This is a genomic window from Flavobacterium sp. 3HN19-14 (assembly GCF_051373205.1).
Taxonomy (GTDB): domain Bacteria; phylum Bacteroidota; class Bacteroidia; order Flavobacteriales; family Flavobacteriaceae; genus Flavobacterium.
In genome coordinates this window covers 216598-233506 of sequence record NZ_JBPPZT010000001.1, presented here as the reverse complement: position 1 = coordinate 233506, position 16909 = coordinate 216598, and the positions used below count along the sequence as shown (strand labels likewise).

At 42.2% G+C, this 16909-nt stretch carries 7 protein-coding genes and 6 pseudogenes; 12 read left to right on the top strand and 1 reads right to left on the bottom strand.

The annotated features are described in order from the left end of the window. Positions 1-53: 53 nt before the first annotated feature. Positions 54-2854 (top strand): annotated as a pseudogene (gene infB, locus ACSLFW_RS01135) (translation initiation factor IF-2). Between the two features lie 136 nt (positions 2855-2990). Here infB and ACSLFW_RS01130 read toward each other — a convergent pair. Then, entirely contained in the window at positions 2991-3380 is a 390-nt protein-coding gene (locus tag ACSLFW_RS01130; RefSeq protein WP_436554285.1) for an SPOR domain-containing protein, read from the bottom strand. 216 nt (positions 3381-3596) lie between these two features. Between ACSLFW_RS01130 and ACSLFW_RS01125 the strand changes: the two are divergent. From ACSLFW_RS01125 to ruvB, 11 genes and pseudogenes are all read left to right on the top strand, one after another. Then, positions 3597-4983: pseudogene (locus ACSLFW_RS01125) on the top strand (c-type cytochrome). Positions 4984-5044: 61 nt separating this feature from the next. Continuing rightward, positions 5045-8100 (top strand): annotated as a pseudogene (locus ACSLFW_RS01120) (TAT-variant-translocated molybdopterin oxidoreductase). Between the two features lie 33 nt (positions 8101-8133). Continuing rightward, positions 8134-9537 (top strand): NrfD/PsrC family molybdoenzyme membrane anchor subunit, encoded by a 1404-nt coding sequence (gene nrfD, locus ACSLFW_RS01115; RefSeq protein ID WP_436554284.1) that lies wholly within the window; start codon positions 8134-8136, stop codon positions 9535-9537. Beyond that, positions 9530-10057 carry a DUF3341 domain-containing protein gene (locus tag ACSLFW_RS01110; RefSeq protein ID WP_436554283.1) on the top strand — a complete coding sequence of 176 codons (528 nt, stop codon included), beginning with the start codon at positions 9530-9532 and terminating at the stop codon, positions 10055-10057. Before nrfD ends, ACSLFW_RS01110 begins: the two co-directional genes overlap by 8 nt. A gap of 9 nt (positions 10058-10066) precedes the next feature. Next, a pseudogene (locus ACSLFW_RS01105) lies at positions 10067-10605 on the top strand (c-type cytochrome). Positions 10606-10634: 29 nt separating this feature from the next. Then, a complete protein-coding gene (locus ACSLFW_RS01100; protein ID WP_436554282.1) occupies positions 10635-12185 on the top strand; it encodes a quinol:cytochrome C oxidoreductase in 1551 nt (516 codons plus the stop codon). Positions 12186-12203: 18 nt separating this feature from the next. Beyond that, a pseudogene (locus tag ACSLFW_RS01095) lies at positions 12204-13364 on the top strand (cytochrome c oxidase subunit II). Positions 13365-13396: 32 nt separating this feature from the next. Then, positions 13397-15196, top strand: coding sequence for a cytochrome c oxidase subunit I (locus ACSLFW_RS01090; RefSeq protein WP_436554281.1), 1800 nt, complete (start codon positions 13397-13399; stop codon positions 15194-15196). 80 nt (positions 15197-15276) lie between these two features. Then, positions 15277-15498 carry a (4Fe-4S)-binding protein gene (locus tag ACSLFW_RS01085; protein WP_436554280.1) on the top strand — a complete coding sequence of 74 codons (222 nt, stop codon included), beginning with the start codon at positions 15277-15279 and terminating at the stop codon, positions 15496-15498. Between the two features lies 1 nt (position 15499). Beyond that, positions 15500-15796 (top strand): GNAT family N-acetyltransferase, encoded by a 297-nt coding sequence (locus ACSLFW_RS01080; protein ID WP_436554279.1) that lies wholly within the window; start codon positions 15500-15502, stop codon positions 15794-15796. 48 nt (positions 15797-15844) lie between these two features. After that, a pseudogene (gene ruvB / locus ACSLFW_RS01075) lies at positions 15845-16868 on the top strand (Holliday junction branch migration DNA helicase RuvB). Positions 16869-16909: the final 41 nt, after the last annotated feature.

The window sequence follows — 16909 nt, the reverse complement described above, 5'->3', positions numbered from 1 at the left end:
CAACTACAATAACTACACAGCACAACTAAAAAAGGTAATATTAAAAAGATTATATGTCTGAAGAAAGAGTAATAAGAATAAACAAGGTTTTAAGGGAACTCAACATTTCTCTCGAAAGGGCCGTGGATTATCTTAAAGATAAAGGCATTGCCATTGATGCCAATCCGAACGCCAAAATTTCTGAGAAGGAATTCGGGATCCTGCAGAACCAATTTGCGGGCGACAGGGGTAATAAAGAAGCTTCGAAAGAAGTAGGCGAAGAGAAACGTAAAGAAAAAGAAGCTTTACGCATCGAAAGGGAAAAAGAAATCGAAGACAAACGCAAACAAGATGAAGAGCGTTTAAGGCAGCAACAGGAAGTGATCAAGGCAAAAGCCGTTGTTACCTGCCCGAAAACTGTCGGAACCATTGATCTTGATGCAAAAAAACCAGCTGCTGCTCCGGCTCCGGTTACTGAAAAAGCGCCTGAAGTTGTTGCGAAACCAGTTGAAAATACACCGGCGCAACCTGTAGCAGAAGCAAAAACTGCCGCGCCTGAAGTTGTCCAGCCGAAAGCAGAAACGCCAAACACGCCAGCCAGTGAAAGCACTGAAACTGAAAATGAGTCTGTTACCACTCAATATGTGCAGTTGTCAGGAACTACTTTTACAGGGCAAACCATCGATTTGTCGCAATTCGACAAACCGAAAAAGAAAAAAGAAGACCCGAAAATCACGCCTAACAAACCAGGGCATGAATCCGGCAGCGGGCGCTGGTGCTAACGCCAATAAGAATAAAAGAAAAAGAATCGTTCCGAAACCAGGCGCTCCAAGACCAGGTGGAACTGGAGTTCCGGGTGCACCGGGTGCGAATAAAATCGTCCCAAATGCAGGTGGCGCTAACGCAAACAGAAGTGCAAGGCCGGGATTCGTTAAAGGAAACCGTCCGGCAATCGTGGCGAAAGTTGAGCCAACGGAAGAGGAAGTTAAAAACCAAATCCGCGAGACCCTTGAGAAATTACAAGGAAAAGGCGGAAAATCAAAAGCAGCCAAATACAGAAGAGACAAAAGAGAAACGCACCGTCAGAAATCTGACGACGAGCAACGTGCTTTTGAAGAAGGCAGCAAAACCATTAAAGTTACAGAGTTTGTAACCGTTGGTGAAATTGCCATCATGATGGATGTGCCAATTACAAAAGTGATTGGAACCTGTATGTCTTTGGGAATCATGGTTACGATGAACCAACGTCTCGACGCGGAGACATTGACTATTGTTGCTGACGAATTTGGTTACGAGGTAGAATTCATCACAACTGAATTGGAAGATTCAATCCAGATTGTTGAAGATAAAGAAGAAGATTTGTTGGATCGTGCGCCGATTGTTACCGTAATGGGACATGTCGATCACGGTAAAACATCGCTTCTCGATTACATCCGTAAGGAAAACGTAATTGCTGGGGAATTCGGAGGTATCACGCAGCACATCGGTGCTTACGGTGTGACTTTGGATAACGGGCAAAAAATAGCGTTCCTTGATACACCGGGTCACGAAGCGTTTACCGCGATGCGTGCGCGTGGTGCGCAGGTTACCGACATCGCGATTATCGTGGTAGCGGCCGACGACGACATCATGCCACAAACGAAAGAGGCGATTTCTCATGCTCAGGCTGCGAATGTGCCGATTATTTTCGCCATCAATAAAGTGGATAAGCCGAATGCGAATCCTGAAAAAATTAAGGAAAGATTAGCCGGAATGAATCTTTTGGTAGAAGACTGGGCGGAAAAATCCAATCCCACGATATTTCTGCAAAAGTAGGAACAGGTGTAAAGGAATTGCTTGAAAAAGTATTGCTCGAAGCTGAAATCCTTGAGTTGCGTTCGAATCCGAATAAACCTGCATCAGGAACGGTTGTTGAAGCTTTCCTTGATAAAGGAAAAGGATATGTATCGACAATTTTGGTTCAAAACGGAACTTTACGCGTAGGCGATTATATGCTTGCCGGTAAACACCACGGGAAAATCAAAGCGATGCACGATGAGCGTGGTCACGTAGTGAAGAAGCGGTCCCGTCAACACCGGTATCAGTTCTCGGACTTGATGGTGCTGCGACGGCTGGTGATAAATTCAACGTTTTTGAAGACGAAAGAGAAGCAAAAGCGATTGCAGCCAAACGCACACAATTGATGCGTGAGCAGTCGGTCCGTACGCAACGCCACATTACACTTGCAGAAATCGGAAGAAGGATTGCACTCGGACAATTTAAAGAACTCAATATCATCCTTAAAGGTGACGTGGACGGTTCGGTTGAAGCGCTTTCTGATTCGTTCTCGAAATTATCCACAGATGAAATCCAGATCAATATCATCCATAAAGGAGTTGGGGCAATTACTGAAACTGACGTCATGCTGGCTTCTGCTTCAGACGCGATTATCATCGGATTTAACGTTCGTCCTGCCGGAAATGCCAGACAATTGGCCGATAAGGAAGAAATCGATATCAGAAATTACTCGATCATTTACGATGCTATCGACGATTTGAAAGATGCGATGGAAGGCATGTTGTCTCCGGAAATGAAAGAAGAAATTACCGGGACTGCCGAAATCCGCGAGATTTTCAAAATCTCAAAAGTAGGATCGATAGCAGGTTGTATGGTAACCGACGGAAAAATCTTCAAATCATCAAGAATCCGTGTCATCCGAGAAGGCGTTGTTGTCTTTACAGGTGAATTGGCTGCTTTGAAACGTTTCAAGGACGACGTGAAAGAAGTCGCGAAAGGGTACGATTGCGGTATTCAGATCAAGAACTACAACGACATTGAAGAACGTGATTTGATTGAAGCTTTCCAGGAAGTTGCGGTGAAGAAAAAGTTGAAGTAAGTTACAAAATAGTAAAGAGGCAGAGTTACAAAGTTTTCTCTGTTTGTGTTTAAAAAAATCCGCTAAATGCGGATTTTTTGTTTTCATACTTTCGAAACCTTTGTGCCTTTGCGATTTTGTGTCTTCGCGGCGCAAACTACTTATTCGGCTTAATCAAAAGCGCATTCGGATAATTCTTTTTAATATCATTCAGATTTCTTTCCGCTTCAATCCTCGTCTTGAAATTTCCAATCCATACCTTATAAAAAGGAGTGTTGAAAATGATGGTTCCGTCGAAGTTTTTATATTGCTTTTTGAAGTCATTCAGCGTCTTTTTAGAAGTTTCGCTGTCGCCATTATAAATCTGGATTTTATATCGGTCGTTGACAGTTATTGAGGAGTTGATTCTGCGTTTCTCCTTCAACAGATTTTCAAATTTCGGATCTTCCGAAACCGTTACTTTAGCGTCTTGTGCGTGTAAATTCCCTGAAGATAAAAACATTAACAAAAGGGCGGGGAATAAGAGATTTTGGTGGTTTTTTTTCATAACGCTGTGTTTTTTAAACAAATGTAATATTTATGGGAATAATCACGCGAATAAAATTATTTAGAATCGCTATAAATTGGCAATTAAGATATATTTAAGGTTTTGAGAATAGTCGATAAATCGTATTTTTGTGCAAGTTTAAAAAGAATGTGCAGATTTTTCAGCGTATTTACACCGAAAAAACCGTACCAAAATTAGTCGATAATCATTTATAATATGAAAAAGGTGGGTAACCATAATTCGATTTCAAGGATTTTCATCTGTAGTCTGGCGTTCATGCTGGCTTTCTCCTTAACCACATCAGCTCAAACAACACCTGCTCCTTCCGGACCGACTGCAGCTCCAAACGCAGCAAATGCAGCTACTCCGGCGGCAACGCAACCTGCGGTAACGCCTGCTCCTGCAGCTGGTGGAAGTGGTGATGCTGTTGCCGGTAAGGGATTGTTCAACACCAATTGCGCTGCTTGTCACAAGTTGGATGCTAAAATGACGGGTCACTGCGTTAAGGGGTATTGCAGAAAAGCACGACAAAGAATGGCTTTACAAATGGATCCACAACAGTACTGAGCTGATCAAATCGGGTGATGCTGCTGCGGTGAAACTTTGGGAAGAAAACAAGCCAAGCGTTATGACGGCGTTCCCGCAATTATCGACTCAGGATATCGACAATATTATTGCTTATACTTCACTTCCAAAAGAAGAAGCTAAAGCCGGTGGTGCAACTGCGCAACTTCCTGGCGGTCCAGCTGAAGGTGGTGTTTCAAATACAGTATTTCTTGGTGCTTTCGCTTTTGTACTTGTAGTGCTTGTGATTATGTTGTTCATGGTGACCAACGTATTGAAGAAAGTTGCAAAATCAAATGGAATTGAAGTTGCTGCGAAAGAAAAAACAATGCCAATCTGGAAAGCTTATGCTAACAACCAGTTTTTAGTATTGGTTACTGCGATTTTCCTTTTGCTTTCAAGTGGTTATTTTGTTTACGGTTATTTGATGCAAGTCGGAATCGACCAAAACTACCAGCCAATCCAGCCAATCCACTATTCTCATAAAATTCACGCCGGAGACAACGGTATCGATTGTAAATATTGCCATTCATCTGCACGTACCAGTAAAAATGCAGGTATTCCTTCGTTGAACGTTTGTATGAACTGTCACAAAACGATTTCTTCTTTCGAAGGTGACAAAGATTCTACTTACGTAGATTACACTAAAGAGCAATACACTGCAGAAATCCAGAAATTATATGATGCAGTGGGTTGGGATAAAAACACCCAGAAATATACCGGAAAAACGAAACCTGTAAAATGGATCCGTATCCATAATCTTCCTGATTTTGCTTATTTCAACCACTCACAGCACGTAACAGTTGCCGGAATCGAGTGCCAGAAGTGCCACGGTCAGGTGCAGACTTACGAAATCCAGAAACAATTCGCTCCTTTAACAATGGGCTGGTGTATCAACTGTCACCGCGAAACCGATGTTAAGATGGAAGGAAATGCTTATTATACCAAAATTCACGAAGAGCTTTCCAAAAAATACGGTGTTGATAAGCTTACGGAAGCCCAAATGGGTGGACTCGAGTGCGGTAAATGCCACTATTAATCTGGCCTGACCGGATTACGAACAACAATAAAATAAATTAAGAAGCTAATATTTATATAAGATGTCATCAAACAAAAAATACTGGAAAAGTGTTGAAGAACTAAACGAAAATAGTTCTATTGTTGAGACGTTAAGAAATAACGAATTTGTGGAAGAAATTCCAACTGCCGAGTTTCTTGGTGACGACAGTACTTTGTCGGCCTCATCAACAAGCCGTCGTGATTTCTTAAAGTACGTTGGATTTACCACAGCTGCTGCCTCTTTGGCTGCCTGTGAAGCTGCCGTGTAGTCAAATCTATTCCTTATGTAGTCCAGCCTGAGTCAATCATTCCGGGTGTTGCCGATTATTATGCAACAACCGTTTTGATGGTTTCGATTTCGCTAATATCTTAGTAAAAACCAGAGAAGGCCGTCCGATTAAGATAGAAAACAATACTTTACCAGGTGCGAAATTTGCTGCCAATGCAAGGGTTCATGCGTCAATCTTGTCATTATATGACAGCATGCGTCTGAAAACCTCGAAAATTGCAGGCAAAGAGGCATCTTGGGCAGAAGTTGATTCGAAAGTACGTGCAAGTTTAGCTGACGCGAAAGCAAAAGGCGGACAAGTTGTGCTTTTGACTGGAACAACGGCCAGTCCTTCTACAGATAAATTAATTGGTGAATTCATCGCTGCCAATCCAAATGCAAAACATGTAGTTTACGATGCAGTTTCCTCATCAGCTGCTTTGGATGCTTTTGAAGCCGCTTATGGTGAAAGGGCTTTGGTTGATTACGATTTTTCAAAAGCTTCAGTAATTGTTTCTGTCGGGGCTGATTTCCTTGGAGACTGGCAAGGCGGAAGCTACGATTCAGGTTATGCAAAAGGACGTGTTCCGAAAAACGGAAAAATGTCGAAGCATTTCCAATTCGAATCCAATATGACTTTGTCTGGTGCTGCCGCTGATAAGCGTGTGCCGATGACGGGTTACGATCAAAAACAGGCATTGGTTAAAATTTATAATGGTATCGTTGGCGGAGGCGCTTCGGCAAGTTTAGATGCTAAATTTGATGCCGACGTAAACAAAGCCATCGAACAACTGAAACAAGCCGGTTCAAAAGGTGTGTTGGTTTCAGGAATCGATGACAAAAATGCACAATTATTAGTTTTAGCCATCAATAATAAACTGGCAAGCGAGGCTTTCTCAACCGCCGGAACAAGACAGATCAGAAAAGGGTCTGACGCGAAAGTGGCGCAATTGTTCGCTGATATGAATGCAGGAAGCGTTCATACGCTGATCATGAGCGGCGTTAATCCTGTTTATAGTTTCCTGGCAAATTTGCCGATGCTTTGAAAAAAGTTTCACTTTCTGTGGCTTTCTCTTTGAAAGAAGACGAAACTGCTTTGAGCTCAAATGTTGCTGTCGGAACGAAACATTATTTAGAATCTTGGGGCGATGTGAGCATTGTAAAAGGCGCTTATTCTATTACACAGCCAACAATCCGTCCTCTATTTTCTCAGACAAAACAATTTCAGGAAGCGTTATTGGCGTGGACAGGAAATTCAGGTGAATATTACGATTATGTACGTGCAAATTCAGCGGCATTTACTTCTGGGTCTTCATGGAATCAAGTATTGCACGATGGTATTTTCGTAAGCGCATCAGCTGGTGCTGCAGGTGGAAGTGCTGATTATGCGGGAGCTGCAAGTGCTTTGTCACAAGCTAAAAAATCTGCTTTAGAATTGGTATTGTACACCAAAACCGGTTTAGGTGATGGACAGCAAGCGAACAATCCATGGTTACAGGAATTCCCTGATCCGATTACAAGGGTTTCATGGGATAATTATGTAACTGTTTCAAGAGTTGACGCTGAGAAAAAAGGCCTTGTTAATCACAACGTCGCCAATGGCGGACTGAACGGTAGCTACGCTAATTTGGTTGTAGATGGCGTGAAGCTGGAGAATGTTCCGGTAATCATCCAGCCGGGTCAGGCAGTAGGAACTGTCGGAGTGGCTTTGGGTTACGGTAAAAAAGCAGCCTTAAAAGAAGAAATGCAGGTAGGTGTTAACGCTTACACATTATATAAAAATTTCAACAACGTACAATCGGTTGAATTGAGCGCTGCTTCAGGCGAGCATGAATTTGCCTGTGTACAGTTGCAAAAAACATTGATAGGCCGTGGTGATATCATCAAGGAAACTACTTTAACAGTTTTCAACGCGGAATTGCCAAATGTTTGGAATGAGCAGCCGATGGTTTCAATGGATCACAATCCGGTAAAAGCTACCGAAGTTGATTTATGGGACTCATTCGACCGTTCTGTCGGGCATCACTTCAATTTATCTATCGACTTAAATGCCTGTACAGGTTGTGGCGCTTGCGTTATCGCTTGTCATGCTGAAAATAACGTTCCTGTAGTTGGAAAATCAGAAGTAAGAAGAAGCCGCGATATGCACTGGTTGCGTATTGACAGGTATTATTCTTCTGAAACTACTTTCAAAGGTGACGATGAGAAAAAAGAAAGCTTTGACGGTCTTTGGGGCGATAAAGGTTCTTTAGGTGGATTCGGTCAAATGGAGAAAGCATCTGACAACCCGCAAGTAGCCTTCCAACCGGTAATGTGCCAGCACTGTAACCACGCTCCGTGTGAAACGGTTTGTCCGGTTGCTGCAACTTCGCACTCACGCCAGGGCAAAACCACATGGCCTACAACAGATGCGTTGGTACAAGATATTGCGCTAACAACTGTCCTTATAAAGTACGTCGTTTCAATTGGTTCTTATACAACAAAAACAGTGAATTCGATTATCATATGAATGATGATTTGGGGCGTATGGTATTGAATCCTGATGTAAACGTTCGTTCCCGTGGGGTTATGGAAAAATGTTCAATGTGTATCCAAATGACACAATTGACAATTTTGACTGCGAAACGTGAAGGAAGAGAAGTGCGCAAAGATGAATTCCAGACTGCGTGTTCTGCAGCATGTTCTTCAGGAGCGATGGTTTTCGGGGACATCAACAACAAAGCAGACAAAGTGGCTACTTTGGTAGAAGACGACAGGATGTACCATTTATTGGAGCATGTCGGAACAAAACCAAACGTTATCTACCACGTAAAAGTCAGAAATACCTAAGAAATTAATAATTAAGTAACAAGATAAAGGATTATGTCGTCTCACTACGAAGCACCCATTAGAAAACCCTTAGTTATAGGTGATAAAACTTATCACGATGTAACAGTAGACGTAGCCGCTCCTGTTGAAGGAAGAGCTAACAAACAATGGTGGATTGTATTTTCAATCGCATTAGCCGCTTTCCTTTGGGGAATAGGCTGTATCACTTACACCATTTCTACAGGTATCGGAACATGGGGATTAAATAAAACAGTCGGTTGGCCATGGGATATCACGAACTTCGTTTGGTGGGTTGGTATCGGACACGCAGGAACGCTGATTTCGGCCGTATTATTATTATTCCGCCAGAAGTGGAGAATGGCGATCAACCGTTCTGCTGAAGCGATGACGATTTTCTCGGTGGTTCAGGCAGGTTTGTTCCCGATCATCCACATGGGCCGCCCTTGGTTAGCGTATTGGGTATTGCCGATTCCGAACCAATTCGGTTCTTTATGGGTGAACTTTAACTCGCCGCTTCTTTGGGACGTATTTGCGATTTCGACTTACCTTTCGGTTTCACTTGTATTTTGGTGGACAGGTTTATTGCCGGATTTCGCGATGATCCGTGACCGTGCTGTAACACCTTTCACAAAAAGAATCTACACAATCTTAAGCTTTGGTTGGAGCGGACGTGCCAAAGACTGGCAGCGTTTCGAAGAAGTTTCATTAGTATTGGCCGGTTTGGCTACTCCACTTGTACTTTCCGTACACACTATTGTATCCTTTGACTTTGCTACTTCGGTAGTTCCGGGATGGCACACGACCATCTTCCCGCCTTACTTCGTTGCGGGTGCGGTGTTCTCAGGATTTGCGATGGTAAACACACTTTTGATCATTATGAGAAAAGTGTCTAATCTTGAGGCTTACATTACACTACAACACATTGAATTGATGAACATCATTATCATGATCACCGGATCTATCGTAGGTGTGGCTTATATCACAGAATTATTCGTGGCCTGGTATTCAGGTGTTGAATATGAGCAGTACGCATTCCTTAACCGTGCAACCGGTCCTTACTGGTGGGCTTACTGGTCGATGATGACCTGTAACGTATTCTCTCCACAATTTATGTGGTTCAAAAAATTAAGAACGAGCATCATGTTCTCTTTCGTCATCTCGATTGTCGTAAATATCGGTATGTGGTTCGAGCGTTTCGTAATCATCGTGACATCATTGCACAGGGATTACCTTCCGTCTTCATGGACGATGTTCTCGCCAACTTTCGTTGATATCGGTATCTTCATCGGAACCATCGGATTTTTCTTCGTATTGTTCCTGTTGTATGCAAGATCATTCCCGGTAATCGCACAGGCAGAGGTGAAAACCATCCTGAAATCTTCAGGCGAAAATTATAAAAGAATAAGAGAAGCAAATAAAGATTCACACCATGAGTAGTAATAAAGTCATATACGCTATTTACAATGACGATGATGTGTTGATGGACGCCGTGAAGAAAACGCGTGCCGCACACCATCATATTGAAGAAGTTTTCACGCCATTTCCGGTTCACGGATTGGACAAAGCCATGGGAATCGCGCCAACAAGACTGGCAATATGTGCTTTCATTTACGGTCTTTGCGGGTTGTCTTTCGCAACCTGGATGATGAACAATATCATGATTTCAGACTGGCCTCAGGATATCGGTGGAAAACCAAGTTTCAGCTATATCGAGAACATGCCGGCTTTCGTTCCGGTAATGTTTGAGATGACCGTATTTTTCGCAGCGCACTTAATGGTAATCACTTTTTATATGAGAAGCAGATTGTGGCCATTCAAACAAGCAGAAAATCCGGATTTGAGAACTACAGATGACCATTTCCTTATGGAAGTTGCCGTTAAAGGAAATGAAGACGACATGGTTTCTTTCTTCCAGAATACAGGAGCGGTAGAAGTTAAAGTAATTGAAAAGCATTAATATCAAGATATGAAAAGCTTAAACAAAATAGCGATTATATTAGGAGTAGCGGCATTGACGGCTTCATGTCACAATACCAAAAGCCCTAATTACCAATACATGCCGAATATGTATGAAGCGGTAAGTTATGAGACTTACTCTGAATCAGGCGCATTCGCGAATGGAAAAGAAGGACAGTTGCCTCCGGATCATACGGTAAAAAGAGGATTTGTACCTTACGAAATTCCGAATACTACCGCTGGTTACGATGCTTCAAAAGCAAATCCATCACCAATCGCTCCGACAGAAGCCGATATGGAGAAGGCAAAAGGCCTTTTCGATATCTATTGTGCGATTTGCCACGGTGAAAAAGGAGACGGAAAAGGAAATCTTGCAAAAGAGAGAAATTACTCGGTATTCCTGATTACAAAGCAAGACCAATCACAGTTGGAAGCGTATTCCACGTAGCGACTTACGGTTTGAACTCGATGGGTTCTTACGCCAACCAATTGGATACACACGAGCGCTGGTTGGTTGCCAATTATGTAATGAAACTAAGAGGCCAATAATATTTGTATAACACACTGATTTATTAGATATGTACACATTTTCAAGCAAATTAAAAACACTTTCTTTTATACTGATGGTTCTCGGAGCATTGGGTATCGGATACGGTTTTTTAACTGCACCAAAAAATATTGAAGAGGTTGAGGCAATTCTTAAAGCCCAGGAAGGCCACCATGGGGATGGTCATGCCGAAGGTCACGAAGCTGAAGCGCCTGCGCATGAATCGCACATGGTGCCGGAAATAAAAGCAACCGAAGAAAATCAGGCTGATGTTAGCGATACTGCGAAAACTTCAGAAGTAAAATTAGTTGATACCATTTCTGTGGTGCCTGCGGTAAAAGATTCTAATGCTGTTGCAGCTGCAGAAGAACCGGTTGTTGAAAAAGTTATTGTTCATACAATGACAAAAGAAGAGCAAGCGAAAGAAGAAGCAAAAGAAAAAGAAGAACATCACAAACACTTAGAGCACGTATTGCACCAGTTGCAAAACAAACCATGGGCTGCATTGTATGTTGGTTGTATCTTTATAATGTTGATTTCATTAGGTGCTTTGGCATTCTACGGTATCCAACAAGTAGCCCAAGCCGGCTGGTCTCCGGTATTATTCAGGGTAATGCAGGGAATTACGGCTTATTTGCCGGTTGGTTCTGTAATCTTCTTTATCATTTTAGTTGTGACAGGTTTCCACGTTTTTGAAACAAATCACTTGTTTGCGTGGATGGGAGAGGGAATCACTGACCCTAAAAGCCCACACTACGATAAACTAATCGCTGGAAAATCTGGTTATTTAAATGTGCCGTTCTGGTTGATCCGTGCTGCCATATTTTTGATTGGCTGGAATTTATACCGTTACTTCTCAAGAAAGAACTGTTTGGCGCAAGACGATGCTACTGACAACTCTTTCTACAAGAAAAACTTCAAAATGTCTGCCGGATTCTTAGTTTTCTTTATCGTAACAGAGTCAATTATGTCATGGGACTGGATCATGTCGGTTGACCCGCACTGGTTCAGTACACTTTTTGGATGGTATGTTTTCGCAAGTTTCTTCGTAAGCGGTATCACGACAATCGCATTGGTGACTTTATATTTAAAATCTAATGGATTCCTTCCAAATGTAAATACAAGCCATATCCACGATTTAGCGAAATTCATGTTCGGTATTAGTGTATTCTGGACATACTTATGGTTCTCGCAATTCATGTTGATCTGGTATGCGAACATTCCGGAGGAGGCGACTTATTTCATTACAAGAATCGAACATTATAACCTACCGTTCTTCGGAGCTGTCGTTATGAACTTTGTTTTCCCAATCTTAATCTTAATCAACACAGATTTCAAACGCCTTACATGGATTATCGTTATGGCTGGAACTGTAATATTGTTGGGTCACTACGTTGATTTCTTCAATATGATTATGCCGGCAACGGTAGGAACACAATGGTTTATAGGCGCGCCGGAACTCGGAGCACTGGCTTTCTTTATCGGATTATTCATTTTCGTGGCTTTCACGGCACTTACAAAAGCACCGCTGACACCAAAACGCAATCCGTTTATTGAAGAAAGTAAACATTTTCATTATTAATATTTAAAGTAAAAACAGATGACAAGTTTGTTGGTAATTGTTGTTTTAGCGCTATTGGCCGTTGCAATATGGCAGCTGACTAAAATATTTGATTTAACGCAGGTTGGCGCCAATGCAAATAATACGCAGGTGGCCGACGATAATGATAATAATGTTCAGGGTTATTTGATGTTTGGCTTTTTGGCATTCATTTACATATTCACGATTTACGGATTATTTACCTGGGCCATTTCGTATTGAGCAATCCGGCTTCTGAGCACGGAAAAGATGTTGACCGTCTGATGAACATTACATGGGTTCTGATCTTTACCGTTCAGGCCATCACTCAGGTTTTATTGCACTACTTTGCTTTCAAATATAGAGGTAAGAAAGAAAATAAAGCATTGTTCTTCGCTGATAACGATCGTTTGGAGTTCATCTGGTCTGTTATCCCGGCAATCGTTCTGGCAGGTTTGATCCTTTACGGATTGTACGCATCAGACCAACATTATGTTCGTTGATGAGAAGAAAGAAAACGTAATGGTGGTTGAATTATACGCCAAGCAATTCCAATGGGAAGCGAGATATGCAGGCGATGACAACGTACTTGGAAAAGCTAACGTAAGGTATATCGAAGGTATCAACACACTTGGTGTAGATCTCGAAGATCCAAATGCACAAGATGACAAAACGACTACAGAACTGCACATCCCGAAAGGCACAAAAGTACTTTTCAAATTGCGTTCTCAGGATGTATTGCACTCTGCTTACATGCCGCACTTCCGTGCACAGATGAACTGTGTACCCGGAATGGTAACACAATTCGCTTTCAGACCAACAATGACTACTGACGAAATGCGTCAGGATCCTAAAATGGTTGAGAAAGTTGAAACCATCAACCAAATCAGAAACAAGAAAAGTGCAAAATTGGTTGCTGAAGGAAAATCGCCTTTAGATCCTTACACATTTGATTATTTATTGCTTTGTAATAAAATCTGCGGTGCTTCACACTATAACATGCAAATGAAAATCGTTGTTGATACACCTGAAGATTTCAAAAAATGGTTGAAAGAAAAACCGACTTTGGTAAGCGCTTACAAAGAAAGCAACAAAAAACCGGAAGACACAACCAAAACAGCAACGCCTGCAATAGGTGAACCGGCAAAGCCGGTCGCAATGGCACAGGTTATCAAAAAATAATTATCTTTTTTACTAAAAATTAAAGCTATAATATGTCAGCAGATCACGATCACGGACACGACGACCACGCTCACGAGGAGCACCACCACAAGGATACGTTTATCACTAAATATATCTTTAGTATAGACCACAAGATGATTGCCAAACAATACCTAATCACGGGTATTATCATGGGAGTTATCGGGGTTGGTATGTCAATGCTTTTCAGGATGCAATTGGCCTGGCCGGAAGAATCCTTCAAGCTGTTCAACTTTTTCTTAGGCGATAAATTTGCTCCAAACGGGGTAATGCGTAATGATATTTATCTGGCACTGGTTACGATTCACGGAACCATCATGGTATTTTTTGTATTGACAGCAGGTTTGAGCGGAACGTTTAGTAACTTATTGATTCCGCTACAGATTGGCGCGCGCGATATGGCATCCGGATTCATGAACATGATTTCCTACTGGTTGTTCTTCCTTTCGAGCGTTGTAATGGTTTCTTCCCTTTTCGTAGAATCAGGGCCGGCATCTGCAGGTTGGACGATTTATCCTCCGTTATCGGCATTGCCACAAGCAATCTCAGGTTCAGGATTAGGTATGACTTTATGGTTGGTTTCTATGGCCATCTTCATTGCATCGTCGTTGATGGGTTCATTGAACTACGTTGTAACCGTTATCAACTTGCGTACAAAAGGAATGTCGATGACAAGATTGCCGCTTACAATCTGGGCTTTCTTTATCACGGCTGTAATCGGTATTGTATCGTTTCCGGTTCTTTTATCGGCAGCTTTGTTGTTGATCATGGACAGAAGTTTCGGAACTTCATTCTTTCTTTCAGACATCTACATCGCCGGAGAAGTTTTGCACTACCAAGGTGGTTCACCGGTATTGTTCGAACACCTTTTCTGGTTTTTAGGGCACCCTGAAGTTTACATCGTATTACTACCAGCATTGGGTATTACGTCAGAAATTATAGCAACCAATTCACGCAAGCCAATCTTCGGTTACCGTGCGATGATTGCTTCTATTTTAGCGATTGCATTCCTTTCGACTATCGTTTGGGGTCACCACATGTTTATCTCTGGTATGAACCCATTCCTTGGATCGGTATTTACATTTACAACTTTATTGATTGCGATTCCGTCTGCGGTAAAAGCTTTCAACTATATCACGACACTTTGGAAAGGTAACCTGCAGTTGAATCCGGCTATGCTTTTCTCAATCGGATTGGTTTCTACATTCATCACCGGAGGTTTGACCGGAATCATCCTTGGAGACAGTACACTTGACATCAACGTTCACGATACGTATTTCGTTGTTGCGCACTTCCACCTTGTAATGGGTATTTCTGCTCTTTACGGAATGTTCGCCGGAATCTACCACTGGTACCCGAAAATGTTCAAGAGAATGCTCAACAAAAATCTTGGTTACATCCACTTTTGGGTAACTGCAGTTTGTGCCTACGGCGTATTCTTCCCGATGCACTTTATTGGAATGGCCGGATTACCAAGACGTTATTACACCAATACGAACTTTCCGTTATTCGACGATTTGCAGGATGTTAACGTTCTGATTACGACTTTCGCGTTAGTAGGGGGAGCTTTCCAATTGGTATTTCTGTTCAACTTTTTCTATAGTATTTTCTACGGTAAGAAAACCGTTCAGAATCCATGGAGGTCTAATACTTTGGAATGGACTGCGCCAATCGAGCACATCCACGGTAACTGGGACGGGCCAATTCCTGAAGTACACAGATGGCCTTACGATTACAGCAAACCTGGTCATGATGAAGACTTCGTACCGCAGCACATACCGTATCTGCCGGGTGAAGAACAACTCAACCACTAAATAAAATACGAAAGCCTTTCAATCCGGAAGGCTTTTTTGTTGCCGCAAACTTTTCTTATATTTATAGAAAATAAATCACGATGGAAAAGAAAGAATATTCCAACGGCGAAGTGACCGTTGTATGGCAGCCCAAACTTTGTACACATTCTACCAATTGCTGGCGTGGCCTTCCCGAAGTTTTTAAGCCGAAAGAAAAACCGTGGATAAATCCCGAAAACGCTTCGACAGAAGCCATAATCAATCAAGTGAGTAAATGTCCGTCAGGCGCACTTACAACTTACATAAATAACAAATCCAACTAAAATGTCAGAAAGAATATTTTCAATTAATAAAGAAAAAAACCGGTTTGAGTTATCTGTCGATGGCCACATTGCATTCATCGAATATATTTTAGCCAAAGGCGATATCATGTTTTTAACGCACACCGAAGTTCCCGAAGCTTTAGGCGGAAAAGGCGTCGGCAGCGAAATCGTTGAAAAAGCTTTAAATTATATCAAAGATCACAATTATACATTAGCGCCGCTATGCCCTTTCGTGGCAAAATACCTCACCAAACACACCGATTGGAAGTCAATCCTGGCGCCGGGTTATCACGTTTAATTTATAAACACATTCACCTGCCAAGTACTTTATACTTATATTTGCCGCATGAACGAAAACCTCGATCCGACTAACAAAGGCTATAACAACGATGAACTCGACCTTGAAAAAAAGTTAAGGCCGTTGTCTTTCGACGATTTCGCCGGACAGGATCAGGTGCTCGAAAATCTCAAAGTTTTCGTTGAAGCGGCCAATCTGCGAAGCGAGGCTTTAGACCATACACTTTTCCACTGGTCGGCCGGGATTGGGAAAAACAACTTTGGCGAATATTTTGGCGAATGAATTAGGTGTCGGAATCAAAATCACTTCGGGACCAGTCTTAGACAAACCCGGAGATTTAGCGGGATTACTAACAAACTTAGAAGAACGCGACGTACTTTTCATTGATGAAATCCACCGCCTTAGTCCGATTGTTGAAGAATACCTATATTCTGCAATGGAAGATTTCAAAATCGATATCATGATCGAGTCCTGGCCGAATGCGCGTTCGGTGCAAATCAATTTAAATCCGTTTACTTTGGTTGGCGCTACAACGCGTTCCGGGTTATTAACGGCTCCAATGCGCGCCCGTTTCGGTATCCAAAGCCGTTTGCAATATTATACGACAGAACTTTTGACTACAATTGTCGAAAGAAGTTCTTCCATATTAAAAATGCCTATAACGCTCGAAGCCGCCATAGAAATCGCAGGAAGAAGCCGTGGTACACCGCGTATCGCCAACGCTTTGTTGCGGCGTGTTCGTGATTTCGCCCAAATCAAAGGCAATGGTAAAATCGATATTGAGATCGCACGTTATTCGTTGAAAGCGTTGCACGTTGACGCCCACGGACTCGATGAGATGGATAACAAAATCCTAAACACCATCATCGATAAATTCAAAGGCGTGCCGGTCGGATTGTCAACTTTGGCAACTGCCGTTTCAGAAAGCAGCGAAACTATCGAGGAAGTTTACGAGCCATTTCTGATTCAGGAAGGTTTTATCATGAGAACGCCGCGCGGAAGAGAAGTGACTGAGAAAGCGTACAGGCATTTGGGGAAAATCAAGAATAATATTCAAGGTGGATTGTTCTGATTTTTAGCCATTTCTTCGCGTATCTTTGTGGTGCTTTGCGA

What these genes read in the sequence shown, in the direction of transcription:
- ACSLFW_RS01130 (WP_436554285.1), bottom strand. Translation starts at nt 3,380, where the DNA reads ATGAAAAAAAACCACCAAAATCTCTTATTCCCCGCCCTTTTGTTAATG.
- ACSLFW_RS01090 (WP_436554281.1), top strand. Translation starts at nt 13,397, where the DNA reads ATGTCAGCAGATCACGATCACGGACACGACGACCACGCTCACGAGGAG.
- ACSLFW_RS01080 (WP_436554279.1), top strand. Translation starts at nt 15,500, where the DNA reads ATGTCAGAAAGAATATTTTCAATTAATAAAGAAAAAAACCGGTTTGAG.
- ACSLFW_RS01085 (WP_436554280.1), top strand. Translation starts at nt 15,277, where the DNA reads ATGGAAAAGAAAGAATATTCCAACGGCGAAGTGACCGTTGTATGGCAG.
- ACSLFW_RS01100 (WP_436554282.1), top strand. Translation starts at nt 10,635, where the DNA reads ATGTACACATTTTCAAGCAAATTAAAAACACTTTCTTTTATACTGATG.
- ACSLFW_RS01110 (WP_436554283.1), top strand. Translation starts at nt 9,530, where the DNA reads ATGAGTAGTAATAAAGTCATATACGCTATTTACAATGACGATGATGTG.
- nrfD (WP_436554284.1), top strand. Translation starts at nt 8,134, where the DNA reads ATGTCGTCTCACTACGAAGCACCCATTAGAAAACCCTTAGTTATAGGT.